This window comes from Micromonospora sp. NPDC047738, assembly GCF_040642675.1.
GTDB lineage: Bacteria > Actinomycetota > Actinomycetes > Mycobacteriales > Micromonosporaceae > Micromonospora.
This window is the reverse complement of record NZ_JBEYSO010000019.1, coordinates 125,777-149,341: the sequence shown is the minus strand read 5'-3', so window position 1 is coordinate 149,341 and position 23,565 is coordinate 125,777. Positions and strand designations below refer to the sequence as shown.

Sequence of the window (23,565 nt, the reverse complement as noted above, 5' to 3'; positions counted from 1 at the left end):
AACGTGGCCACCAAGGCCACCACCAGCCCCCCGATCAGGAAGCCCCGCGATCGTCTCTTCACCATCACCCTCCGGTCCATCAGAGACACGACGAGTGAAGGCTAAAGATGATCGATATACCGGCCGATATAGATGGACGACATTCCCCGCTTGACCTGCGTTTGCGCCTGAGGGACCGGACGGAAGACGGTCACAGCACGGCGTTGACCGGTACCATCGCGACAAAAGAGGCAATTCCCTGCCAACCGAGATCCCGCCAGGCGGACCGTGGCCGGGTCGATTCGCCGGCGCGCAGGACATGCGCCGGCGCGAGCGGCACGGCGGCCAGCTCGGTGAGGTATTCACGAACCAGCGCCGGCAGGTGGTTGCCAGCGGGGCCGCCCGGGTGGAGCAGGTGGGCGTCGACGAGGCTGTCCAAGGCCCGTCGGATTCGCTGAGTGCTGACCCCGAGCTGGGCGGCAGCTCGATCCGCCAGTTCTGGCGCATCGGGGTGGGCACCGAGCAGTTCCAAGAGCTGCCCGGCCACCTCGTCCTCGGCACGGACAACAGCGACGATGCTGGCCAGGCTGGCCCGCACCGACAGGTCCCCGTCAGCGAGCAGGTCCAGCCGGTGGCGGTCGTCGCCGAGTTGGGCGGCCAGAGTGGCCATCGGCATGGTGGGCCACCGCGCCAAGCGGGCGCCGGCGATCCGCAACGCCAGCACCGAGCCGGCGCACAGTCGGACCAGTTCCGCCGTGGCCGCTCCATCCGCCGCCAACCGTTGCCGCCCCACAATGCTGGCCAGCAGGTCTCGTGCCTGCCCAGCACCCAGCGGCCGCAGCGCTACCCGCCGGATGCCGTCCAGGCTGCCGAGCTGCCGCGAACTGACGGCGATCAGGGCGGGCCCCGGACCGGCGGGAATCAACGGTCGCACCTGGGCCGCCCTCGTGACGCCGTCAACGACCATCAGCAGCCGGCGCCCGGCGACCAGAGAACGGAACCAGCCAGCCCGCTCGTCGCCGTCCTCGGGCACGTCGGCGGGGGCGACCCCCAACGCCCGCAGCACCCGGGCCAGTACCTCACCCGGAGTCACTGCACTGCGGTGGCCGAGGTCGACGAAGACCTGTCCGTCCGGGAAGTTGGCGGCCACCTGGTGCGCGGCGCGGATCGCCAGCGTGGTCTTGCCGCTGCCCGCCGCGCCGGTGACGATCACCGCGGCCGGTGTCGGACCGCGCAGCGCGGCGACCACGTCGGCGGTCTCCCGGACCCGGGCGACGACGGTGACCAGGTCCGCCGGGAGCTCCCGCGGCACTGCCCAGCCGGCAGCGGACCGCGTCTCGACGGCCGACATGACCAGGGGCCCAGCGGGTGTCGCCGGCGACAGCTCGGGCGCCCGATCGAGCATCGCTCGATGCAGGTTCATCAGCGCCTCACCGGGCTCGATGCCGAGCTGTTCGTTGAGGACGGCCCGCGCATCCCGATAGACAACGAGCGCCGCGGGCACCTCCCCACAACGGTAGAGGGCGAGCATGAGCTGCCCCCAGGCCCGCTCCCGCAGCGGATGCGCGGCGAGGTGACGACGCAGGTCGGCAAGCAGTAGTGCATGCTGGCCGGCGGCGAGTCGGGCCTCCGCCAGCTCCTCGAACACCTGCAACCGCTGCTCATCGAGACTGGCCCAGCGGTTGTCCAAGGCCGTGCCACGCGGCACTCCGTCACCGGAGGCGCCACGCCATTGCGCCAGCGCGCTGGCCAGCGTCCCGATGGCGCCGAGCGGGTCGGGCGTAGCCAGCATGCTGCGCCCCTCCTCCGCCAGCCGCTGGAACTCGGTCACATCCAGCTCATCCGCCGCCAGCCGCAGCTCATACGCATTTCGATGCGCGACGAGGCGGGCACCCAACATGCGCCGTAACACGGCGACGTGCGACCGCAGGTTAGCCACGGCGGAAGCCGGCGGGGCATCGGACCAGACCATGCCGGCCAGCCGACTGAGCGCGACGGGCCGGTTCGCATCGAGGGCCAGCCCGGCCAGAACCGCCCGCCGATTGGCTCCGCTAGGAGTGATGTCCTCGCCGTCCATGAGGACTTCCACCGGGCCTAGAAGCCGAATCCGTAGTTGCATGCCGCGCTCCCCCGTTGAACCCATGAGCGCGCTCAGGCTAGGGAAGCGATTCATCGGTCTGCAAGGCGCAAACCGGACAAGCCATCGTGACGAGCGTCAATATCCGCCAGCGGCGTGTCCGAGTAATACAAATGCCGACGAAAACGCCCAGTCCTTGACCCGTTACGAACAGTCACCGGGACCGGGCTCGACCGAACATGCCGCCGGCACCCTACACCGTGCCTGCCCCAACCGATCGGGCAGCGCTGCCCATCAGCTGACAGCACGAAGGCGATCGCTGAGGCGAATCATCAGCCGCCGAGGCTCCCTTGTCTGTCGCTCGCATGACGGTCGCCATGGCCGGTTGCTGTGCAGGGGATCAGGGGTGTTCGCTCAGGACGGCGCAGTCGTGGTCGGCGGCGGCGAGCAGCGCGGTCGCTGTGTCGAGCTGGCCGGTCCTGCGACAGATCACGGCGAATGCCCTCCATTTGAGCGGATCAACGGTGAGCACCGCCGCAGCCGGATGGTTGACCAGGAGGTCCAGCCGGATGGGGTCAGCCCCTGATCTCGATGCCTCAGCCAGGCACATCACGGGTAGCCCGAAGAGGCCACCCTCATCGGCAACCGCTGCGATCGCTTCGCCGACGGCCATCGAGCCCTTGGCGAACGCGATTATCGCGGATGTGTCGAGGATGACCCGGATGGAAAGGTCGTTCAGCGGATGGGTGCGGGCGGGCTGGTCCGGGCGCCTGGTTCGGGGGGATGAGTGGTGGCCGGGCCGCCGCTGTCCCGGGTAGCGCCACATGGGATAGGTGATGGTGCCGTCGGGCAGGCTGAACGGCTCGTGGGGAACGTAGCCGTGCCGGGCGTACAGGTCCCGCTCGGCGGTGGTTGTCGCCTCGGCGTATGTGGGGAGCAGGCCTTGGCCCATGCGGGCGTTGCTGGTGGCGAGCAGGGTGGCGGCGCGCCGGTTGCGGTGGGGAACGGGTGCCACGCTGAAGAACGCCAGGTGGTTGTGCGGATCGACAGGTCGGTGGGCGCGCAGGACGTCATCGAGGTGAAGGAAGCGGTCCAGGTAGTCGCCGCAGGCGACGGCGAGCCGCTCCCCGTAGTCATTCGGCGGTGGGACGGGACCGTACCGGTGCAGCCACACGGCGGCGGCGGAATGATCCTTCAGGAGGTAGGCCTCGCCGAAGAGCAGAGCGTGTTCGGCCCAGACCCGGATGACGGCGGCGAGCACGTCACGCCGGCGGTGCCTCTCGGGTACGAGCCATGCGCCGACGGCGCTCTCGGCGAAGGGGCCGACGACAAGATCGACGATCTCGGGGATGTCTCCCCATCGGGCACGGCAAACGGGCAGGGTGTTGCTCACGGACCTCTCCTGTTGGTGGGTGTGACTGGTCGGCGGACGACGGCCGGGGCGGCAGGGACGACGCCGGCCAGGATCAGGCGTGGAGCAGCGCCTTCGGCCAGGGCACCGCGTCGCCATGCGGGCGGGTGCCGGGCCTCCGACGGCAGCGGCGGTGGCGGTTCCCGCCAGCGGCGTGAGTGGTCATCGCGGCGCTCCTGCACGCGATGGGAATACCGGCGCCGGGCCTGCCGGGGCAGGCCGCACCGTTCACACCAGCCGTGGCTGTTCCGCCGCTCGCCCAGGCGGCCGGGGCTCTCAGGCGGGTCTGGTGTCCGGTTGACTCGACCGGTACGCCAGCTTGTCGCACCGGCAGAGGCGGCAGCCGACAAGTTGTAGGTCCGGCGACCAGCAACGAGGTGACGCGTCGGCGGGGATGCCCGTCCCGGCAGCAGCGGAGCCGGTTCCGGCTGTGCTGACGGGGGCGGCAGGCGTCACTCCGGGGGTTCCCTCCGGGTCGCCCGGCCAGGACACCTGAACCATCTCGCCATCGCTCGCTGGCAGCTCATCCCGACTTGGCGGCTTGGCCGGAACCTCCAGTGACGGAGCTTCCGGGTGGGTCGCAACGACCGGCAGCACAGGGCGGGCGATCGTGGCGCGGGCGGTCGACGCCTGCCGGGCCGGTGTCGGCGCCCCGTCGGCCGGAGGACCGGAAGAAGGCGGAGGCGCAGCGGGTGCGCCGATGATCGGCTGGGTCAGCCCGAGCACCGGGGCCAGGGCGGGAGGCAGAACGTCAACGATCGGCTCGGCTACCGGCCTGACGGCCTCCCGGACCGGCTCCAGCAGCCGTGTGTCGGAGATCCCCGCGGCCACCGGCGACGCCAGGTCCACGACCGGACGCGTCACCCCGATGACCGCCTCGACGCCCCTCTCCAGGCCCGGCAGTGCCGCAGCATCCTCCGCTCGGTCGGGTTTGCCCGCAGGTACTCGTGCCGGTGTCACCACGGCTGTCAGCGGCTGGCCCAGGTTCGCAACCGTCACATCAGCGCTGGCGCGTGCATGAGCCACGCCATCCGCAATCGCATCGTGAACAGCCCACACGCCGAACGCGCCACCGACCAGGAGTGCCCCGCGCAGCGTCCACCGGGCCAGTCGGCCGCGACACCACATCAACGGACACCTCCGAACGGAACGCCTCATCCTTGTGCCAAGGCCCTCAATTCTGGCCTTCATCGCCACACCAGCACCCGCCGACACACCGGTTAAATCGACGTTCATTGAAGTATGTGAAGGGAATTCGACTCGCCCGACAAGCCGCAGCCAACGATGGCTCATTGCCCGGCCCGCCCCCACCTGGCTCGATGCTCGGTCATCAACCAGCGCAGCGGGCTGGTCAACCTGGGCGGCTCCCTGGCATCCCGGGTCGACGCGCAGGTCGCTAGACTGAGCGCTCGCGCCCTCGTAGCTCAGGGGATAGAGCAACGGTTTCCTAAACCGTGTGTCGCAGGTTCGAATCCTGCCGGGGGCACCAGCATCGCCTTGGTCAACGACCGCCTTCTCCGCCGTCCGGCACGTCCGGACCCGATCCAGGTTGCCCAACCGGGGCGGCACCTCCGTGCCGCGTCGGTACCTGGAGCGGCCGCAGAACGAGCTCGACATCAATTCCGGTCTCACCGATGGCCCCACCACCGTCGGATCCACACCGGCTCAGGCGATCGGATCGCGCAGGCCGACGAAAGGCACCGGAGGACGCTCCGTCCCGGGCTACGCGAACACACCGGGTGGCGGCGACCCCCGCAACACGGGCTGGGGCTTGTAGCAATGTCTCTGTAGTTGCCAATTGTTTGCAACAACTCCGCCACAGCTCTGGACAACCCGCCGTTCCGGTAACTAGCGTCGGCACTATGAGTCCTTACGAGTTTGATCCGCGCGCCTGGCAGGAGAGCTGGGACCGGCAGCAGGAGGCGTACCTGCCGGACCGGGAACACCGGATCACCGCGATGCTCGACGCGGTCGACGCCGTGGTGGACGGCGACCGCCCACGGCTGCTCGACCTGGCCGGCGGCACCGGCTCGATCAGCCTGCGGACGCTGGCCCGCTTCCCCCGGGCCGAGGTCACCCTCGTCGACCTCGACCCCGTGCTGCTGGCCATCGCCGAGGCGTCCCTGGCCGGGCGGGCCACGGTCGTCACGGCCGACCTCAACACCCCCGACTGGGTGGCGACCCTGCCGCACCGCGAGTTCGACGCGGTCCTCACGGCCACCGCCCTGCACTGGCTCGACGCCCCGCGCCTGGCCTCCCTGTACGGCGAACTCCACGGGCTGCTCCGGCCCGGCGGCGTGTTCGTCAACGCCGACCACATGCCCGACGACGCCCTGCCGGCGCTCAGCACCCGCCTGGCCGCACGCGCCCACGCCCAACGCGAGGCGCGGCACGCGGCCGGGACGGCCCTCTCCTGGTCGGCCTGGTGGGATCAGGTCGGTGCCGACCCCGGTCTCGCCCCGCTCGCCGAGAAGCGCCGGCAGATCTACCCGACCGGACACAGTCCCGAGTGGACGCCGCCGGCCGCCTGGCACCTCGACGCCCTCCGGGCGGCGGGGTTCACCGAGGCCGGTGTGCACTGGCGCAACGGCGCCGACGCCGCCGTCGCGGCCCTCCGGTGAGCGGCGGCGACGGACCGCACGGAGAGCCGGATCAGGGGCGGTAGCGGTAGCCCATGCCCGGCTCCGTGATCAGGTGCCGGGGCCGGGCCGGGTCGTCCTCCAGCTTGCGGCGCAGCTGTGCCATGAACTGCCGCAGGTAGTTGGTCTCATGGTGGTACTCCGGGCCCCAGACGTCGTGCAGCAGCTGCCGCTGGCTGATCAGCTTGCCCGGGTTGCGGAGCAGCTTCTCCAGCATGGCCCACTGTGTGGGGGTGAGCTTGACCTCGGCGCCGTCGTCCCGGGTGACCGTCCGGTCGGCCAGGTCGACGGTGTGCTGGCCGATCCGGAGAGCGGGGGCGGCCGGGGTGGCGCCGCCGAGCCGGCGGGTGACGGCCCGGATGCGGGCGAGCAGTTCGTCCACGCCGAACGGCTTGGTGACGTAGTCGTCCGCGCCGGCGTCGAGGGCGGAGACCTTGTCCTCGCTGCCGGCCCGGCCGGAGAGCACGATGATCGGCACGGCGGTCCAGCCGCGCAGGCCGCGGATCACGTCGACGCCGTCCAGATCGGGCAGCCCGAGGTCGAGCACCACCAGGTCCGGCGGGTGGCTGGCGGCGGCCTTGAGCGCGGCGGCGCCGGTCTCGGCGACCTGGACGTCGTAGCCGCGGGCGCGCAGGTTGATCCGCAGAGCGCGCAGGATCTGCGGTTCGTCGTCCACGACCAGGATGCGGGTCACCGGACCCCCCTCTCCTCGGCGGCGGGCAGCCGCAGCACCATGGTCAGCCCCCCACCCGGGGTGGTCTCGGGGGTGATGCTGCCACCCATCGCCTCGGCGAGTCCGCGGGACAGTGCGAGCCCGAGGCCCACCCCGGTCTGGTTGTCCCGGTCGCCGAGGCGCTGGAACGGCAGGAAGACGTGCTCCCACTGGTCCTCGGGGATGCCCGGGCCGGTGTCGATGACCCGCAGCTCCACCTGCCCGGCGTGGACGCTGGCGGTGATGGTGGGCGGCTGCCCGGGCGGGCTGTGCCGCAGGGCGTTGGCCACGATGTTGACCAGCACCCGTTCCAGCAGGCCCGGGTCGGCGGTGGCCGCCGGCAGGTCGGCGGGGATGTCGGTGGAGACGTCGGCAGCCGCCGGTCCGAGTTCGTCCAGGGCCCGGGGTACGACGTCCTCCAGCCCGACCGCGGCGGCGGTCACGCCGAGTACGCCGGCCTGGAGCCGGCTCATGTCGAGCAGGTTCGCCACCAACCGGCCGAGCCGGTCCAGGGACTCGTCGGCGGTGGCCAGCAGTTCCTCCCGGTCGTCCGCGCCGAACTCCACGTCGTGACTGCGCAGGCTGCTCACCGCCGCCTTAGCCGAGGCCAGCGGCGTACGCAGGTCGTGGCTGACCGCGGCGAGCAGCGCCGTGCGCATCCGGTCGGCCTCGGCGAGCGGCCGGGCGGTGGCGGCCTCCTCGGCGAGGCGTTCCTGGCGCAGCGCGATGGCGGCCTGGGCGGCGAACGCCTCGACCACCCGCCGGTCGGCGGCCTCCAGCCGCCGTCCGGCGAGAACCACGGTGAGCCGCTCGTCCACCGGCACGGCGGTCTCCCCGGCGCCCGGGCTGCCCGGCGGCCGGTCGCCGACGGTGGCCACCACCCGCCAGGCCGCCTCCTCCTGGGCCCGGCCGGGGCGTCCCTCGGCCTCGGCCACCAGTTCCAGCACGCTCACCGCGCGCAGCGCGAAGGTCTCCCGCAGCCGGTCCAGGAGCGCGCGCAGCGGCCGCTCGCCGCGCAGCACCCCGCCGGCGACGGTGGCCAGGGTCTGCGCGTCGGCGGAGGCGCGCGCCGCCTCCCGGGTCCGCCGGGCGGCCACGTCGACCACCCAGCTCACCGCGACCGCGACGCCGACGAAGACGCCGAGCGCGAGGAGGTTGTCCGCCTCGGCGATGGTCAGCGTGTAGTAGGGCGGGGTGAAGAACCAGTTCAGCAGCAGGGAACCACCCAGCGCGGCGACCAGCGCCGGCCACAGTCCTCCCACCAGCGCGACGCCGACCACGCTGGCGAGGAAGAGCAGGATGTCGTTGGTCAGCATGAGGTCGGGCAGCACCCGCAGCAGCCCGGTCAGGGCGGGCATGCCGAGCACGGCGAGCGCGAACCCGAGCAGCCGGCGCCGCCGGGACAGCGCGGCGGGCACCGCTGCACCGCGCCGCCCCCGCCCGACCTCGGCGTGCGTGACCAGGTGTACGTCGATCGCCCCGGACAGCGCGGTGGTGGTGACGCCGACCCCCCGGGACAGCAGTTGGGCGAAGCGTCCCCGCCGGCTGGCGCCGAGCACGAGCTGGGTGGCGTTGACGCCGCGGGCGAAGTCCAGCAGCGCCGCCGGGATGTCGGTGCCGAGCACCTGGTGGTACGTCCCGCCCAGGCTCTCCACCAGCACCCGCTGCCGGGCCAGCTGGGCCGGGTCCGCGCCGGCCAGGCCGTCGCTGCGGGCCACATGCACGGCGAGCAGGTCGGCGCCCTTGCTGCGGGCGGCGATCCGGGCCGCGCGGCGGATCAGCGTCTCCCCCTCGGGGCCGCCGGTGAGCGCCACCACCACCCGCTCCCGGGCCTCCCAGGTGGCCGAGATGCCCTGCTGGGCGCGGTACGCGTCGAGCTGCTCGTCAACCTTGTCGGCGAGCCAGAGCAGCGCCAGTTCGCGCAGCGCGGTCAGGTTGCCGACCCGGAAGTAGTTGCCCAGCGCCGCGTCGATCTTGTCGGGGCGGTAGATGTTGCCGTGGGCCATCCGGCGACGCAGCGCCTCCGGGGTCATGTCGACCAGCTCGACCTGCTCGGCGGCCCGCACCACCTGGTCCGGCAGCGTCTCCCGCTGGGTGACACCGGTGATCTGCGCGACCACGTCGTTGAGCGACTCGAGGTGCTGGATGTTGACGGTCGACAGCACGCTGATCCCGGCGTCGAGCAGCTCCTGGACGTCCTGCCAGCGCTTCTCGTGCCGGCAGCCGGGCACGTTGGTGTGCGCAAGCTCGTCGACCACGGCGACCTCGGGCCGGCGGGCCAGCACCGCGTCGAGGTCCATCTCGGTGAACTCGACACCCCGGTAGGTCACCGTGTGTCGGGGCACCACCTCGAGGTCCCCGATCATCGCTGCGGTGTGCGGCCGGCCGTGCGCCTCGACCAGGCCGATCACCACGTCGGTGCCCCGCTCGGCCCGCCGCTGGGCCTCCTCCAGCATCGCGTACGTCTTGCCGACGCCGGGGGCGGCCCCGAGGTAGATGCGGAGCTCTCCCCTTGCCACGGAAACGATCCTCCCTGATTGCTGGAAGGCGGCGCCCCTCCTTGGCGCCTGGCGCGGCGAAGGGGGTCCTTCTTGACCCTGTCAGCGGACGGGGAACTCTCGGTCGAGCGCGAGGTTGAGCTCGAGCACGTTGACCGCGGGCTCGCCCATGAAGCCGAGCGCCCGGCCGGTGGTGTGCGCAGACACCAGGCGGCGGACGGCGGCCGGGTCCGCGTCCCGCGCGCGCGCCACGCGGGCCACCTGGATCTCCGCGTACGCCGGGCTGATGTGCGGGTCGAGGCCACTGGCGCTGGCGGTGACCGCGTCGGCCGGCACCGCCGGCTCGGCGGGAGCGTCACCCCGGATCGGGGTGACCACCCCGCCCCCGGCGACGTAGTCGTGGCCGGGCTGGGCCAGCTCCACCGGCACCCCCTGGTAGCTACGGAGGAAAGGGGTGGCCGGGGCGACCTGGTTGACGCTGACCACTCGGGTGATCCGGCCGGTCAGCCCGTCGGTGCGGAACACCGCCAGCACCGCGCCCACGCCGTCCGGGGTGCAGTAGGGCCGCCGCCCGTCGACGCCGTCGAACTGGCCGATGGCCCTGCTCCGGGCGCAGACCTGGGTGAGCAGGCTCTGCTTCGAGTCGTCGGGGGTGCTGGCGATGGTGTCGACCACGCTCTCCGGGCCCAGGTTGCTGGCAGCGGTGGCGGTGGGATCGTAGCCGGCCGCCGACGGCCGGGACTGGAAGTAGCGCGGGACGGGGTTGCCGTCCCGGTCGGTGAACGACTGCCCGATGAGCGAGCTGCCCACGGTCGTGCCGTTCACGCTCACCAGCGAGCCGTCGGCCTTGCCGTCGAGTCCGGGGATCCGGCCGACGGCGACCATGGCCAGCGGGTACGCGAGGCCGAGCAGGACGGTGAACACGAGCAGCGCGCGCAGCGCGGCCAGGTGTTGAGCGAGCCAGGTAGGGAGGCGCATCACGAGATCCCCGGGACGAACTGGATGAGCAGGTCGATGAGCTTGATGCCGAGGAACGGCACGAGGATGCCGCCCAGGCCGTACACCAGCAGGTTGCGGCTCAGCAGCTTCGACGCGCTGGCCGGCCGGTAGCGCACGCCGCGCAGGGCCAGCGGGATCAGCGCGACGATGACGATCGCGTTGAAGATGACCGCGGACAGGATCGCCGACTCCGGGCTGGCCAGCCGCATGATGTTCAGCGCGGCCAGGCTCGGGTAGATGCCGGCGAAGATGGCCGGGATGATCGCGAAGTACTTCGCCACGTCGTTGGCGAGGCTGAAGGTGGTCAGTGACCCTCGGGTGATCAGCAACTGCTTCCCGATCTCCACGATCTCGATCAGTTTGGTCGGGTCGGAGTCGAGGTCGACCATGTTGCCGGCCTCCTTGGCGGCCGACGTGCCGGTGTTCATGGCCACGCCGACGTCGGCCTGGGCGAGGGCGGGCGCGTCGTTGGTGCCGTCGCCGGTCATCGCGACCAGCCGGCCGCCCTCCTGCTCCTTCTTGATCAGGGCGAGCTTGTCCTCCGGAGTGGCCTCGGCGAGAAAGTCGTCCACCCCGGCCTCGTCCGCGATGGCCTTGGCGGTACGCGGGTTGTCGCCGGTGATCATGACGGTGCGGATGCCCATCCGGCGCATCTCGTCGAAGCGCTCGCGCATCCCCGTCTTGACGATGTCCTTCAGGTGGATGACGCCGAGCGCCCGGGCCGGTTCGCCCTCGACGTGCTCGGCGACGACGAGCGGCGTGCCACCGATCCCGCTGATCTCGTCGACGAGCTGCCCCACCTGCTCGGTGGGGTGGCCGCCGTTCTCCCGGACCCACTTCATCACCGCTGCGGCGGCGCCCTTGCGGATCCGCCGGGCCGGCGCGCTGGCACCGCCCTCGGCGGTGCTGTCGGGGGTGAGGTCGACGCCGCTCATCCGGGTCTGCGCCGTGAACGGCACGAAGGTGGCGTGCGGCATCAGGCCCGGCTCACGCTCACGCAGCCCGAACTCGTTCTTCGCGAGCACCACGATCGAGCGGCCCTCGGGCGTCTCGTCGGCGAGGCTGGACAGCTGCGCCGCGTCGGCAACCTCGCCCACGGTCACGCCCGTGACCGGGAGGAACTCGTCCGCCTGCCGGTTGCCGAGGGTGATGGTGCCGGTCTTGTCGAGCAGCAGGGTGTTCACGTCGCCGGCCGCCTCGACGGCCCGGCCGCTCATGGCCAGGACGTTGCGCTGGATCAGGCGGTCCATGCCGGCGATGCCGATGGCCGAGAGCAGCGCCCCGATGGTGGTCGGGATCAGGCAGACCAGCAGGGACACCAGGACCACCCCGGTGACCCCGGCGTCGGTGATCGCACCGGTGTCGGGGGCGGCCGCCTGGAAGCCCTTGGCGAAGATCGCCAGCGGCTGGAGCGTCACCACGGCCAGCAGGAAGATGATCGTGAGCGCGGCGAGCAGGATGTTCAGCGCGATCTCGTTCGGGGTCTTCTGCCGGTTGGCACCCTCGACCAGGGCGATCATCCGGTCGATGAAGCTCTCGCCCGGCTTTTGGGTGATCTTGACGACGATCCGGTCGGAGAGCACCCTGGTGCCGCCGGTGACCGCGCTGCGGTCGCCGCCGGACTCGCGGATGACGGGCGCCGACTCGCCGGTGATGGCGGACTCGTCGACGCTGGCGATGCCCTCGACCACGTCGCCGTCACCCGGGATGACCTGGCCCGCCTCGACCAGCACGATGTCGCCCTGCTTCAACTCCGGCGCGGGCACCGCCTCGTCCCGGTACCGGTTGGCCGGGGCGCCCGGGGTCCAGCCGATCAGCCGGGTGGCCATGGTGTCCTTCTTCGCCTGCCGCAGCGTCGCGGCCTGGGCCTTGCCGCGGCCCTCAGCCACCGCCTCGGCCAGGTTGGCGAAGATCACGGTGAGCCAGAGCCAGGCCGTGATGGCCCAGGCGAACACCGATGGGCCGGCGACGGCCAGCACGGTGGTGAAGACCGCGCCGATCTCGACGATCAGCATCACCGGGTTGCGCCACAGGGTGCGCGGGTCCAGCTTGCGCAGCGCGTCCGGCAGGGACCGGATCAGCTGCCTCGGGTCCAGCAGGCCCCCGCCGACCCGGTTGCCCTGGGTGGCCGGGGTGCCGGCGACCGGCTGCTCGCCGGCGCCGTGTGTCACGGGCGTGACGGGCATGTCCTCGTTCCTCATGATGGTCACAGCCCCTCTGCGAGGGGGCCGAGCGCGAGCGCGGGCAGGAAGGTCAGCGCCACGAGGATCACCGTGACGCCGACGACCATCCCGACGAAGAGGGGTCGGTGGGTCGGCAGGGTGCCCTCGGAGGCGGGGGTGGGTTTCTGGCGCGCCAGCGAACCGGCCAGCGCGAGCACGAAGATGATCGGCAGGAACCGGCCGAGCAGCATGCACAGCCCGAGCGCGGTGTTCCACCAGGGCGTGTTCACGGTGATGCCGGCGAACGCGGAGCCGTTGTTGTTGCTCGCCGAGGTGAACGCGTAGAGCACCTCGGAGAGGCCGTGCGGGCCGACGTTCAACGCGGTCGAGTTGTTGCCCGTGGCGAAGGCGGCCGCGGTACCGATCAGCACCAGGGCCGGAGTGATCAGGAAGTACAGCGAGGCGAGCTTGATCTCGCGGGAGCCGATCTTCTTGCCCAGGTACTCCGGGGTGCGGCCCACCATCAGTCCGGCCACGAACACGGTGACCATGGCGAGGATCAGCAGGCCGTAGAGGCCGGAGCCGACCCCGCCCGGGGCCACCTCGCCGAGCATCATGTTGATCATCGGCATCATCCCGCCGAGGGCGGTGTACGAGTCGTGGAACGAGTTCACCGCGCCGGTCGAGGTGAGCGTGGTGGCGGCGGCGAAGGTCGCCGAGTCCAACACGCCGAACCGGACGTCCTTGCCCTCGATGGCGGCGGCGACCGCCTGCGGCACGGTGCCGTGCCCGGCCAACTCGAAGACGTTGGTCAGGGCGACGCTGGCCAGCGCCAGGATCGCCATGACCGCGGCGATCGCGTAGCCCTGGCGGTGCTGCCCGACCATCCGGCCGAAGACCCGGGGCAGGCTGAACGGGATGACCAGGATCAGGAAGATCTCCAGCCAGTTCGTCCAGGTCGTCGGGTTCTCGAACGGGTGGGCGCTGTTCGTGTTGTAGAAGCCGCCACCGTTGGTGCCCAGCAGTTTGATCACTTCCTGGCTGGCCACCGGCCCGCCGGTGATCGTCTGGCTGCCGCCGGTCAGCGTGGTGACGTCGGTGCCGCCGGACAGGTTCTGCACCACCCCGCCGACCATCAGCGCCAGCGCGCCGAGCACGGCGATCGGCAGCAGGACCCGCAGCGTGATCCGGGTCAGGTCGACCCAGAAGTTGCCCAGTTCGCCGGACCGGCTGCGGGCGAAACCGCGGACCAGGGCGATCGCCACGGCAATGCCGACCGAGGCGGAGACGAAGTTCTGCACGGCCAGGCCGGCCATCTGCACCAGGTGGCCCATGGTCGACTCACCCGAGTACCACTGCCAGTTCGTGTTGGTCGCGAAGGAGACCGCGGTGTTCCAGGCGCCGTGCGGGACCACCGGATCGAAGCCCAGCGAGAGCCAAAGGTGGTTCTGCAGGCGCTGGAACCCGTACAGGAACAGGATCGACACGGCCGAGAAGGCCAGCACGCTGCGGGCGTACACGGCCCAGGTCTGCTCGGCGGCGGGGTTCACCCCGACCAGGCGGTAGACCACCCGCTCGACACGCGACTGCCGGGTGCCGGAGACCACCCGGTACAGGTAGTCGCCGAACGGCTTGTGGACCGCGACGAGCGCCGCCACCAGGGACAGCAGGAAGACGATGCCGGCTGTTGTCATGGTCATCAGAAGCGTTCCGGGAACAGCAGGGCGACGACCATGAACGCGCCCAGGCCGATCGCCAGCACCAGACCGACGGCGTTCACCGCGCTCACAGCTTCTCCACCCCTCGCACGACGAGGGCGAGCGCTGCGAACAGCCCCACCGTGATCAGCACGAACACCAGGTCAGACACGGCTGACTCCTCTTACGGACGTCCCCCGCGGTCGACTCCCGGCCGCGCCGGGCAATCACAACGCCCCGGCCAGCGAACCGACAGGGGCCATAACGGGACCGTGACGGCGGCCCGCGGTTTCTTGACACGCTTTTCACGGCGCCCGTCCCGGCGGTGAACTCGATCACTCGGCCAGGCCGGGCGGCACGAACATCCGCAGCGGCGGGGATCAGCGCCGTTTCACGCCTCCGGCCGGCCCGGAAACCGGCCGGCGCGCCGCCAGCGGGCGGTCGCCACCTCGGCGGCCAGCTTCGCCGCGCTGGCACCGAACATCGCCAGCGCCAGCGCCACCTGCGGCAGCCACCACAGGTGGCGGAGGCGGTGGGTGGTCTCCGGACCGTGAATCCGTCAGCCGTCGAGGCGGCGGACCATGTTCATGGTCGTTTCGACCTGGTAGCCGCCCTTGATCGGGTAGTTGGTGGCGCCGAGGTAGCCCCACCAGTCCCAGCAGCCGTTCGGATTGGCTCCGGTCGCGATGGCCTGCGGGTAGAGCACGATCAGCCGGTTGGTGTCGGCGTACTGGTTGAGGTTCGCCCGGTCGACGAAGGCGGTGCCGATCTTGGCGTACCCCTGGGCACAGCCGTGCAGGGCGACCAGCAGCCGGCAGGTCTGGCCGGCGGCGCAGGCGCTCGGCACGTACGCGAAGCCGTTGGCGTCCATGCTCAGCCCGTTGGCCCAGCCGTTGGTCGCGAAGGTGTCCTGGCTGAAGCGGATGAGCGTGCCGCCGAGCGGCCCGGTGTTCGGGGCGGACACCGCGCCGAGCAGCTTGCCGAGGAAGCTGCCCTCCGGGTCGGTGCCGCAGTCGTTGAGGAACGGCGAGGCGGTCGCCGTGCAGCCGACCGTGCCGTACGGGGTGACCCAGGCGTGGCCCGCGGCGCTGCCGCTGTCGTAGCGGACGCTGGCGCCGAAGTCCTGGTAGTAGCGGACCAGGTCGTCGGTGACGGACTTCTTCACGGTGTTGTCGTTGCCGCCGTGGTAGACGTACACCGGCTGGCCGGAGAGGTTGCCGGTCCCGTCGATCCAGCCGTACGACGCCCAGGTGCGGGTGTAGCCCTCCAGGGTGGACACGTACGTCGGGTAGATGTTGTCGCCGCAGCCGTAGAGCGCCTGGGCCACGTTGTTCTGGGCGCAGTAGTACGGGCCGGCGGCGAAGACGGCCGCGCCCCGGATCCGCGCCGAGTACGCGACCTGGAGCTGGGTGGCCAGGTACCCGCCGGAGGAGACCCCGGCGACGTACACGGCGGAGACCGGATAGCTGCGGAGCGAGCCGGCGACCGGGGTCTTGGTGTACGGGGTGCCCGCGGCCCGGGCGGCGGTGCCCCCGGGCAGGATCAGGAGCAGGGCCGCGGCGAGCGTGGTAGCGACTTTCCACGGTGTCTTCATGGCGTTCTCCCGTCGGAGCGCCGGCGGGACGGCCGGCATGCCGGAACGCTAACGTGACATTGACCACAGCAGATATCCGCACGGCCGACACCTCCGGGCCGGCGGCGGTGTGGGCGCCCCACCGGGATATTTCGGTTGGCGGTCGGCGGGATGAGGGTTAGCGTCGCCGCGACGTCACTCCGACTTCTCGAAGAGGGTGTTTTGGTGCCCGTGCTGAGCGCGATCAAGCGAATCGACCTGACCCACGCACCCACCTTCTGGAGTGACGACATTGGATCTGCCACGTAGCTTCACCATCCGCGAGGGCGACCTCCGGATTCTCAACCCGTTCGACGCCGGCAAACTCGCCACCCTGGGCCGGGCGATCAAGCTCGCACCCGGCACGTCGATCCTGGATCTGTGCAGCGGCAAGGGCGAGCTGCTCTGCACCTGGGCCCGCGACCACGCGGTGACCGGCACCGGCGTGGACATCAGCACCGCCTTCACCGCAGCCGCCCGGGAGCGCGCCGCCGAGCTGGGCGTCGCCGACCGGGTCCGGTTCGTGCACGGCGAGGCCGCGACGTACGTCGCGGCGGAGCCGGTCGACCTGGCTGCCTGCGTCGGCGCCACCTGGATCGGCGACGGGGTGCCCGGCACCCTGGAGATTCTCCGGCGCAGCCTGCGCCCCGGCGGGATGGCGCTGGTCGGGGAGCCGTACTGGCGGCTCGACCCGCCGGACGAGGAGGCCGTGGCCGGCTCCCACGCCCGGTCCCGGGACGAGTTCCAGGACCTGCCTGGGCTGGTCCGGCTCTTCGGCGAGTGCGGCTGGGACCTGGTCGAGATGGTCCTCGCCGACCAGGACAGCTGGGACCGGTACGCGGCGGCGCACTGGCTCAACCTGCGCCGCTGGCTGGACGCCAACCCGGACGACGAACTGGCCGGGGAACTGCGCCGGGAACTGACCGAGGACCCCCTGCGGTACGTCCGCTACCAGCGGGAGTACCTGGGTTGGGGAGTCTTCGCCCTGCTCCCGCGGTGATCGCACCCGGGTCGGTTCCCCCGCGCGGGGAGCCGGCCCGGGACGACGTTCCGCCGCCGTTCGGCGGCCGGACCGGCTCGGGCGGCTTAGCGGGCGGCCACCAGGGTAAGGCAGGATCATGGGACAGCTGCGCACGTCGCCGCCGCCGCCACGGGCCACCGAACTGGAGCGGTGGAGCCTCGGCACCCCGACCGAGCTGCGCGACCTGCGGGCCTCGCTGCGCGACGCGCTGACCCGGCACGGCCTCACCCAAGGTGAGGATCTCGACGAGATCCCGCACCTCGTGGTGCTGGTCGCCACCGAACTGGCAACCAACGCTCTGCGGCACGGCATACCGCCGACCATCGTCACCCTGCTCGCCGCCGACGACTGTTTCATCCTCGACGTGGCCGACCACGACCTCAGCACGAGCCCCGACCTGAGCGACACCAGCCCGCTCGACTCGGGCGGTCGCGGGCTGCTGCTGGCCCAGTCGGTATCCCTCGCCGTCGGGTGGTACGCGACCGGGGACACCAAGAACATCTGGGCCTCGTTTCCCCGCTGAGCACCCGCGTCGATCTCCGTCCGTCGCATCGCTCCGGTCGGGGGCGGGACCACGGACGCCAGGACCGGACGGTTGACGGCCCGAGGTGAGGGCACTCACGGGCGGCGGCACCGGGTCCGCCGGTACCGTTCCTCCTCGGGCGCGCGGCCCACCGCACCGCCGGCGAGTTGCGGCACGCCGCGCTGTCCCAGCTGCGGTGGCGGCCCGAACTGCCGCACCCCGAGTGGATCACGACGCGCCCGCCGGGCGACCCCGAGAAGAGGAGGGCCCAGCGTGCCGGACGCCGAGCAGCTGCTCGCCGACGCCCTCGCGGCGGCGCGCGGCACCGACGTACGGGCGGCTGAACGCGCCCTCGACCGGCTGGTGGTCGGCGACGGCCCGGCGGTGGACGCGGTGCTGCTCGCCCGGCTGGCCCGGGGCGTCGGGCGGCTCTGGCCGCGGGGCTGGCAGCCGGTCGACCTGGACCGCATCGCGGCCCGGCGGCTGGCACCCCGGGGCGCGCAACTGCTCCGGGGCGTGCTGGCCGCCCAACGGCGGGAGCAGCCAGGCCCGGTCCCGCAGTGGTTCGACGACCAGCTCGCCGAGCTGGACGCGCGCTGGGACGGTGACGCCGGCTGGCTGGACCGCCGAGCCGGCGGCGACCGGATCACCGCGCTGCGGGACGCGGTCGACGCGGTCGGGCTGGTCGAGGCGCTGCCGCCGGTCGCGGTGCTCCGCCCGCCACCGGGCGGTCCGGCCGCCACCTCGCGGACCACCACGCCGGCCACCGGCTCGCGGATGCTGGACCGGGTACGCGCCCTGCTGGCCAAGGCCGAGTCGACCTCCTTCCCGGCCGAGGCGGAGGCGCTCACCGGGAAGGCGCAGGAGCTGATGGCCCGGCACAGCATCGACGCCGCCCTGCTCGACGCGACCGCCGAGCGGCCGGACCAGCCCAGCGGCGTCCGGCTCGGCACCGAGGCCCCATACGCGGCGGCGAAGGCGCTGCTGATCCAGGAGGTGGCGGCGGCGAACCGGTGCGAGTCGGTGTGGTCCGACGACCTCGGCTTCGCCACCGTGCTCGGCTTCCCGGCCGACCTGGCGGCGGTCGAGCTGCTGCACACCTCGCTGCTGGTGCAGGCCACCGCGGCGATGCTGCGCGGCCGGGGCGAGCGCCGCGCGGGCCGCGGCCGGCGCACCAAGGGCTACGACGAGTCCTTCCTCAACGCGTTCGCGCTGCGGATCGGGGAGCGGCTGCGGGCGGTCACCGCGGCGGCGGACCGGGAGGCGGCCGGGGAGCGCGGCGGGGACCGGCTGCTCCCGGTGCTCGCCGCCCGCTCGGACGCCGTCCAGGAGCGCGTCGACCAGCTCTTTCCCGGCGTCACCCGGCACCGGCTCCAGGTACGCGACGCCGAGGGCTGGACCTCGGGCACCTCGGCCGCCGACCGGGCCTCGCTGGAGGTCGGCACCCCGGCACGCCGGGCGGTACGGCGGGGCCGCTGATTTTTTCGGGGAAGATGTCGGATCGGACGTCCCGGCTCCGACCCGTCTGCGAGAGGCGCCACCGCCGGTGGCCCTAACCCGAGGAGTGGACCGTGAAGTACATGCTGCTGATCTGGAACCGGCCCGGCTTCGTCGAGGAGCTGTCCGAGGCGGATCGGAACGCGATCTTCGGCGAGGTCGACGACATCATGAAGCGGCTGACCGAGTCCGGTGAACTGGTCGGCGGGGAGGCCCTGGCCCACCCGTCGCAGACCCGTACGGTCCGGACCGGCGCCGCCGGCGTCGAGATCACCGACGGGCCGTTCGTGGAGAGCAAGGAACAGTTCGCCGGCTACCTGATGGTCGACTGCGAGACCCCGGAGCGGGCCGCCGAGATCGCCGCGAACTGGCCGGACGTGCGGCGCGGATTCGGGGTGCTGGAGGTTCGTGCGGTGATGGACCAGGCCGGGACGGAGATGTGACGTCCCCCGTCGTCGAGGACCTGCTGCGCACCCTCGCGCCGCAGGTCCTCGGCGTGCTCGTGCGCCGGCACGGCCAGTTCTACGCCTGCGAGGACGCCGTGCAGGAGGCGCTGCTCGCCGCCGCCACGCAGTGGCCGGAGCAGGGCGTGCCGGACCACCCCCGCTCGTGGCTGGTCACCGTGGCGACCCGTCGGCTCACGGACGAGTGGCGCAGCGAGCGGGCTCGCCGGGACCGCGAGGTCGCGGTGGCGGTCCGCGAGCCGGCGTACGCGGCGGTCGCGCCGGCCGCCGACGAGGAGCCGCCGAGTGCGGACGACACGCTGAAGCTGCTCTTTCTCTGCTGCCATCCGGCGCTCACCGGCTCCGCCCAGGTGGCACTCACGCTACGGGCGGTGGGCGGGCTGAGCACGGCCGAGATCGCCCGGGCGTACCTGGTGCCGGAGGCCACGATGAGCCAGCGGATCCGCCGGGCCAAGCAGCGGATCGAGGCGGCCGGTGCCCGCTTCGCGCTGCCCTCGGCCGCCGACCGCGACGAGCGGTTGCGGGCCGTGCTGCACGTGCTCTACCTGGTCTTCAATGAGGGGTACACCGCCTCCAGCGGCGGCGAACTGCACCGGGCGGAGCTGACCGGCGAGGCGATCCGGCTGGCCCGGGACTTGCACCGGCTGCTCCCGGACGACGGCGAGGTCACCGGGCTGCTCGCGCTGATGCTGCTCACCGACGCACACCGGGCCGCCCGGACCGGCCCGGGCGGGGAACTGGTGCCGCTGGCCGAGCAGGACCGCTCCCGCTGGGACCGGAGCGAGATCGAGGAGGGCATCGCCCTGGTGACCGAGGCGCTGACCTGGTCGCCACCGGGTCCGTACCAGGTGCAGGCGGCGATCGCGGCGGTGCACGCCGAGGCGCCGTCGGCGGCGGAGACGGACTGGCCGCAGATCGTCGTGCTCTACCGGGTACTCGCCCGGATCGCGCCGAACCCGATGGTCACCCTCAACCAGGCCGCCGCGGTGGCCATGGTGGACGGTCCCCGGGCCGGGCTCGCCCTGCTGGCCCCGCTGGACTCGGACGACCGCACGGCCGGGCACCACCGGCTCGCCGCGGTCCGCGCCCACCTGCTGGAAATGGCCGGCGACCGGGACGAGGCGCGGGCGGCTTATCTGGCCGCCGCGCGCGCGACGACCAGTCTGCCCGAGCAGCGCTACCTGGAGGTACGCGCCGCGCGCCTGGCCGTGGAGCGCTGATCGGAACAGCCGCCCCCGGCCCAGCACACCGGTCAGGCGCGGCACTCCCGGGCCAGCCGCTGCGGGATCTCGACGAAGCTGGCGCTCAGCCACGTGACCGGCGCGGACGACTTCGCCCCGACGTCGATCCGCCGCGCGGCGTCGGTCACGAGCGCCTTGATCTCCGGGTCCTGCGCCCGGGCGGCCTGCCGGCGTACGTCGTCGGCCAGGTCGGCCAGATTCGCCTTGACCTGGTCGTTGATCTGCTCGGGGGTGAGGTCCCGGCGGGTGGCCGCGGCGGAGTCGGCGGCGATCTCCTTGCTCTTGGCGATGATGAGCTTGTCGACCTCGGCACAGACCGCGGCGGTGTTGGCCGCGGTCACCGGCGACGGCGACGCGGTGGCGGTCGGGGCCGGTGCGGTGGCGGAGGCGGTCGGCGGGCCCGCCCAGTTGCCCGTCGACGCCCCGGTGTCCCCCTCCGAGGACGGCTGGCAGGCCGTGGCGAGGGCCGTCATGGTCACCAGGGCGGCGGCACGGATGGCGGCGGTACCCGACATGGTTCTCCCCGTACGGTGGTCGGCCGTCGGTGACGGCGCGTGGTCAACCGGGGCTCCGTCCTGGGCCGCCGCCCGCGCCCCGGCCAGATCGAGCGGCGACGGATCGAGTGTGCCAAGGATCCGGCGCGACCGCCCGACGCCGTCCGCCCGCGGCTCGCCGGGCCGGCGAGATGCCGGTGAGCGAGGCGCCGGCCGCCGGCCCCGGGCGGACCGGGACCGGCGGCGGGCGCGGAGGTCAGCCGACCGGCCGGAAGCGCCGCAGCCGGAGGCTGTTCGCCACCACGAAGACCGACGAGAAGGCCATCGCGGCACCGGCGATCATCGGGTTGAGCAGGCCGGCGGCGGCCAGCGGCAGAGCCGCCACGTTGTAGGCGAAGGCCCAGAACAGGTTGCCCTTGATGATGCCGAGGGTCCGCCGGGAGAGCCGGATGGCGTCCACGGCCGCCATCAGGTCACCCCGGACCAGGGTCAGGTCGGACGCCTCGATCGCCACGTCGGTGCCGGTGCCCATGGCCAGCCCGAGGTCGGCCTGGGCCAGGGCGGCGGCGTCGTTGATGCCGTCCCCCACCATCGCGACCGTCCGCCCCTCGGCCTGGAGGCGCTGCACCACCTCGACCTTGTCGGCCGGCAGCACCTCGGCGATCACCTGGTCGATGCCGACCTCGGCGGCCACCGCCTTCGCGACGGTGGTGTTGTCGCCGGTGAGCAGTACCGGGGTGAGCCCGAGTTCGCGCAGCCGGGCGATGGCCACCGCGCTGGTCGGCTTCACCACGTCGGCCACCGCCAGCACGCCACGGGCCCGGCCGTCCCAGCCGGCCAGGACCGCCGTCCGGCCGGCGGCCTCCGCCTCGGTCGCCGCCCGCACGACCTCCTCGGGTACGTCCAGACCCCGCTCCCGCAGCAGCCGGAGCCGCCCGACGACCACGTCCCGGCCGTCGACCGAGCCGGCAACGCCGAGCCCTTCCGCGTTGGCGAAGCCGGTGACCGGGGGCACCGGGCCGGCCCCCGCGGCACCGTCGGCGATCGCCCGGGCGATCGGGTGCTCGGAGGCGGCCTCCAGCGCACCGGCCAACTGGAGCAGCTCGTCGGCGTCCTGACCGGCGGCCGGGAGCACGTCGACCAGGGTCATCCTGCCGGTGGTCACCGTGCCGGTCTTGTCCAGCACCACCGTGTCGACCTGGCGGGTCGACTCCAGCACCTCGGGGCCCTTGATCAGGATGCCGAGTTGGGCACCCCGCCCGGTGCCGACCAGCAGCGCGGTCGGGGTGGCCAGGCCGAGGGCGCACGGGCAGGCGATGATCAGGACGGCCACCGCGGCGGTGAACGCCGCCGTCGTCCCCGCCCCGGTGCCGAACCACCAGCCCAGCGTGCCGGCGGCCAGGGCGATCACGATCGGCACGAAGATCCCGGAGATCCGGTCGGCGAGCCGCTGCACGGCCGCCTTGCCGGTCTGCGCCGCCTCGACCAGCTTGGCCATCTGGGCGAGCTGGGTGTCTCCGCCGATCCGGGTGGCCCGCACGACCAGCCGGCCGCCGGCGTTGACGGTGGCGCCGACGACGGTGGCGCCGGGCCCGACCTCGACCGGGACCGACTCGCCGGTGAGCATGCTGGCGTCGACGGCCGAGGTGCCCTCCTCGACCATGCCGTCGGTGGCGATCTTCTCGCCGGGCCGGACCACGAACCGGTCCCCGACCACGAGCTGATCCACCGGGATCCGGGTCTCCCGGTCGCCGCGAAGCACCGCGACGTCCTTGGCGCCCAGCTCGAGCAGGGCGCGCAGGGCGGCGCCGGCGGTCCGCTTGGACCGGGCCTCGAAGTAACGGCCGGCGAGGATGAAGGCGGTGACCCCGGCTGCCGCCTCCAGGTAGATGTTGCCGGCGCCGTCGCCGCGGGTGATGTCGAAGCGGAACGGGTGCACCATCCCGGGCATCCCGGCGTCACCCAGGAAGAGCGCCCAGAGCGACCAGCCGAACGCGGCGAGGGTGCCGAGCGACACCAGGGTGTCCATGGTCGCCGCGCCGTGCCGCAGGTTGATCCAGGCGGCCCGGTGGAACGGCAGCCCGCCGTAGACCACGACCGGGGCGGCCAGGGTCAACGACAGCCACTGCCAGTAGGTGAACTGCCAGGCGGGCACCATGGCGAGCAGGATCACCGGCACGGCCAGCGCGACCGAGACCCACAGCCGGGTACGCAGCCCGCGCAGCTCGTCCACCGGCTCGGCGGTCGCCTCGGCCCGGGCCTGGGCCGGCGGGGGCGGTACGGCTGCCGTGTAGCCGGTCTTCTCCACCGTGGCGATCAGGTCGTCCGGCGTCACGTCGTCGGCGTACCGGACGGTGGCCTTCTCGGTGGCGTAGTTGACCGTGGCCTCGACGCCGTCCATCCGGTTGAGCTTCTTCTCGATGCGGGCTGCGCAGGAGGCGCAGGTCATGCCGCCGATCGCGAGTTCGATCTGGTTCGGCGCGACCCGCAGGGACGAAGAGCCCGCGCTCTTGGCGGTCGATGTCATCGCGGCACCTCC

At 72.5% G+C, this 23,565-nt stretch carries 17 protein-coding genes and 1 tRNA gene; 7 read left to right on the top strand and 11 right to left on the bottom strand.

Annotation, left to right across the window (positions count from 1 at the left end; all coding sequences use genetic code 11):
• Window positions 1–190: 190 nt before the first annotated feature.
• Together ABZ783_RS25830 and ABZ783_RS25825 are read right to left on the bottom strand one after the other, a co-directional pair.
• Window positions 191–2,098 (bottom strand): BTAD domain-containing putative transcriptional regulator, encoded by a 1,908-nt coding sequence (locus ABZ783_RS25830; RefSeq protein WP_357442298.1) that lies wholly within the window; start codon window positions 2,096–2,098, stop codon window positions 191–193.
• 358 nt (window positions 2,099–2,456) lie between these two features.
• Window positions 2,457–3,449 carry a hypothetical protein gene (locus ABZ783_RS25825; protein ID WP_357442296.1) on the bottom strand — a complete coding sequence of 331 codons (993 nt, stop codon included), beginning with the start codon at window positions 3,447–3,449 and terminating at the stop codon, window positions 2,457–2,459.
• Between the two features lie 1,431 nt (window positions 3,450–4,880).
• On the opposite strand from ABZ783_RS25825, the gene ABZ783_RS25820 reads away from it, so the two are divergent.
• Both ABZ783_RS25820 and ABZ783_RS25815 read left to right on the top strand, forming a co-directional pair.
• A tRNA-Arg gene (locus tag ABZ783_RS25820) sits at window positions 4,881–4,956 on the top strand.
• 373 nt (window positions 4,957–5,329) lie between these two features.
• Window positions 5,330–6,088 (top strand): class I SAM-dependent methyltransferase, encoded by a 759-nt coding sequence (locus ABZ783_RS25815; RefSeq protein WP_357442294.1) that lies wholly within the window; start codon window positions 5,330–5,332, stop codon window positions 6,086–6,088.
• A gap of 31 nt (window positions 6,089–6,119) precedes the next feature.
• Here ABZ783_RS25815 and ABZ783_RS25810 read toward each other — a convergent pair whose 3' ends face one another.
• The 7 genes from ABZ783_RS25810 to ABZ783_RS25780 form a co-directional block, all read right to left on the bottom strand.
• Window positions 6,120–6,800 carry a response regulator gene (locus ABZ783_RS25810; RefSeq protein ID WP_357442292.1) on the bottom strand — a complete coding sequence of 227 codons (681 nt, stop codon included), beginning with the start codon at window positions 6,798–6,800 and terminating at the stop codon, window positions 6,120–6,122.
• Window positions 6,797–9,337 carry a DUF4118 domain-containing protein gene (locus ABZ783_RS25805; protein WP_357442290.1) on the bottom strand — a complete coding sequence of 847 codons (2,541 nt, stop codon included), beginning with the start codon at window positions 9,335–9,337 and terminating at the stop codon, window positions 6,797–6,799. Before ABZ783_RS25805 ends, ABZ783_RS25810 begins: the two co-directional genes overlap by 4 nt.
• 81 nt (window positions 9,338–9,418) lie before the next feature.
• Window positions 9,419–10,294 (bottom strand): potassium-transporting ATPase subunit C, encoded by an 876-nt coding sequence (locus ABZ783_RS25800; RefSeq protein WP_357442288.1) that lies wholly within the window; start codon window positions 10,292–10,294, stop codon window positions 9,419–9,421.
• Window positions 10,294–12,501: a potassium-transporting ATPase subunit KdpB gene (gene kdpB, locus ABZ783_RS25795; protein ID WP_357442286.1), complete on the bottom strand. Its 2,208-nt coding sequence runs from the start codon at window positions 12,499–12,501 to the stop codon at window positions 10,294–10,296. The genes ABZ783_RS25800 and kdpB overlap by 1 nt, the downstream gene beginning before the upstream one ends.
• 20 nt (window positions 12,502–12,521) lie before the next feature.
• Window positions 12,522–14,177, bottom strand: a complete 1,656-nt coding sequence (gene kdpA / locus ABZ783_RS25790; protein ID WP_357442284.1) for a potassium-transporting ATPase subunit KdpA — start codon at window positions 14,175–14,177, stop codon at window positions 12,522–12,524.
• Window positions 14,177–14,266 (bottom strand): K(+)-transporting ATPase subunit F, encoded by a 90-nt coding sequence (kdpF, locus tag ABZ783_RS25785; RefSeq protein WP_357442282.1) that lies wholly within the window; start codon window positions 14,264–14,266, stop codon window positions 14,177–14,179. Before kdpF ends, kdpA begins: the two co-directional genes overlap by 1 nt.
• Before the next feature lie 467 nt (window positions 14,267–14,733).
• Entirely contained in the window at window positions 14,734–15,807 is a 1,074-nt protein-coding gene (locus tag ABZ783_RS25780) for a PHB depolymerase family esterase (RefSeq protein WP_357442280.1), read from the bottom strand.
• A gap of 223 nt (window positions 15,808–16,030) precedes the next feature.
• Here ABZ783_RS25780 and ABZ783_RS25775 point away from each other — a divergent pair, with 223 nt between their 5' ends.
• From ABZ783_RS25775 to ABZ783_RS25755, 5 genes are all read left to right on the top strand, one after another.
• Window positions 16,031–16,786: a methyltransferase domain-containing protein gene (locus ABZ783_RS25775; protein ID WP_357442278.1), complete on the top strand. Its 756-nt coding sequence runs from the start codon at window positions 16,031–16,033 to the stop codon at window positions 16,784–16,786.
• 118 nt (window positions 16,787–16,904) lie between these two features.
• Entirely contained in the window at window positions 16,905–17,330 is a 426-nt protein-coding gene (locus ABZ783_RS25770; RefSeq protein WP_357442276.1) for an ATP-binding protein, read from the top strand.
• A gap of 273 nt (window positions 17,331–17,603) precedes the next feature.
• Window positions 17,604–18,809, top strand: a complete 1,206-nt coding sequence (locus ABZ783_RS25765; protein WP_357442274.1) for a DUF2786 domain-containing protein — start codon at window positions 17,604–17,606, stop codon at window positions 18,807–18,809.
• A gap of 101 nt (window positions 18,810–18,910) precedes the next feature.
• Window positions 18,911–19,270 carry a YciI family protein gene (locus tag ABZ783_RS25760; protein WP_357442312.1) on the top strand — a complete coding sequence of 120 codons (360 nt, stop codon included), beginning with the start codon at window positions 18,911–18,913 and terminating at the stop codon, window positions 19,268–19,270.
• Window positions 19,267–20,511 carry a sigma-70 family RNA polymerase sigma factor gene (locus ABZ783_RS25755; protein ID WP_357442272.1) on the top strand — a complete coding sequence of 415 codons (1,245 nt, stop codon included), beginning with the start codon at window positions 19,267–19,269 and terminating at the stop codon, window positions 20,509–20,511. Before ABZ783_RS25760 ends, ABZ783_RS25755 begins: the two co-directional genes overlap by 4 nt.
• Before the next feature lie 32 nt (window positions 20,512–20,543).
• Here ABZ783_RS25755 and ABZ783_RS25750 read toward each other — a convergent pair whose 3' ends face one another.
• Together ABZ783_RS25750 and ABZ783_RS25745 are read right to left on the bottom strand one after the other, a co-directional pair.
• Entirely contained in the window at window positions 20,544–21,047 is a 504-nt protein-coding gene (locus ABZ783_RS25750) for a hypothetical protein (protein WP_357442270.1), read from the bottom strand.
• A 235-nt stretch (window positions 21,048–21,282) separates the two neighbouring features.
• Window positions 21,283–23,553, bottom strand: a complete 2,271-nt coding sequence (locus tag ABZ783_RS25745) for a heavy metal translocating P-type ATPase (RefSeq protein WP_357442268.1) — start codon at window positions 23,551–23,553, stop codon at window positions 21,283–21,285.
• Between the last annotated feature and the right edge of the window lie 12 nt (window positions 23,554–23,565).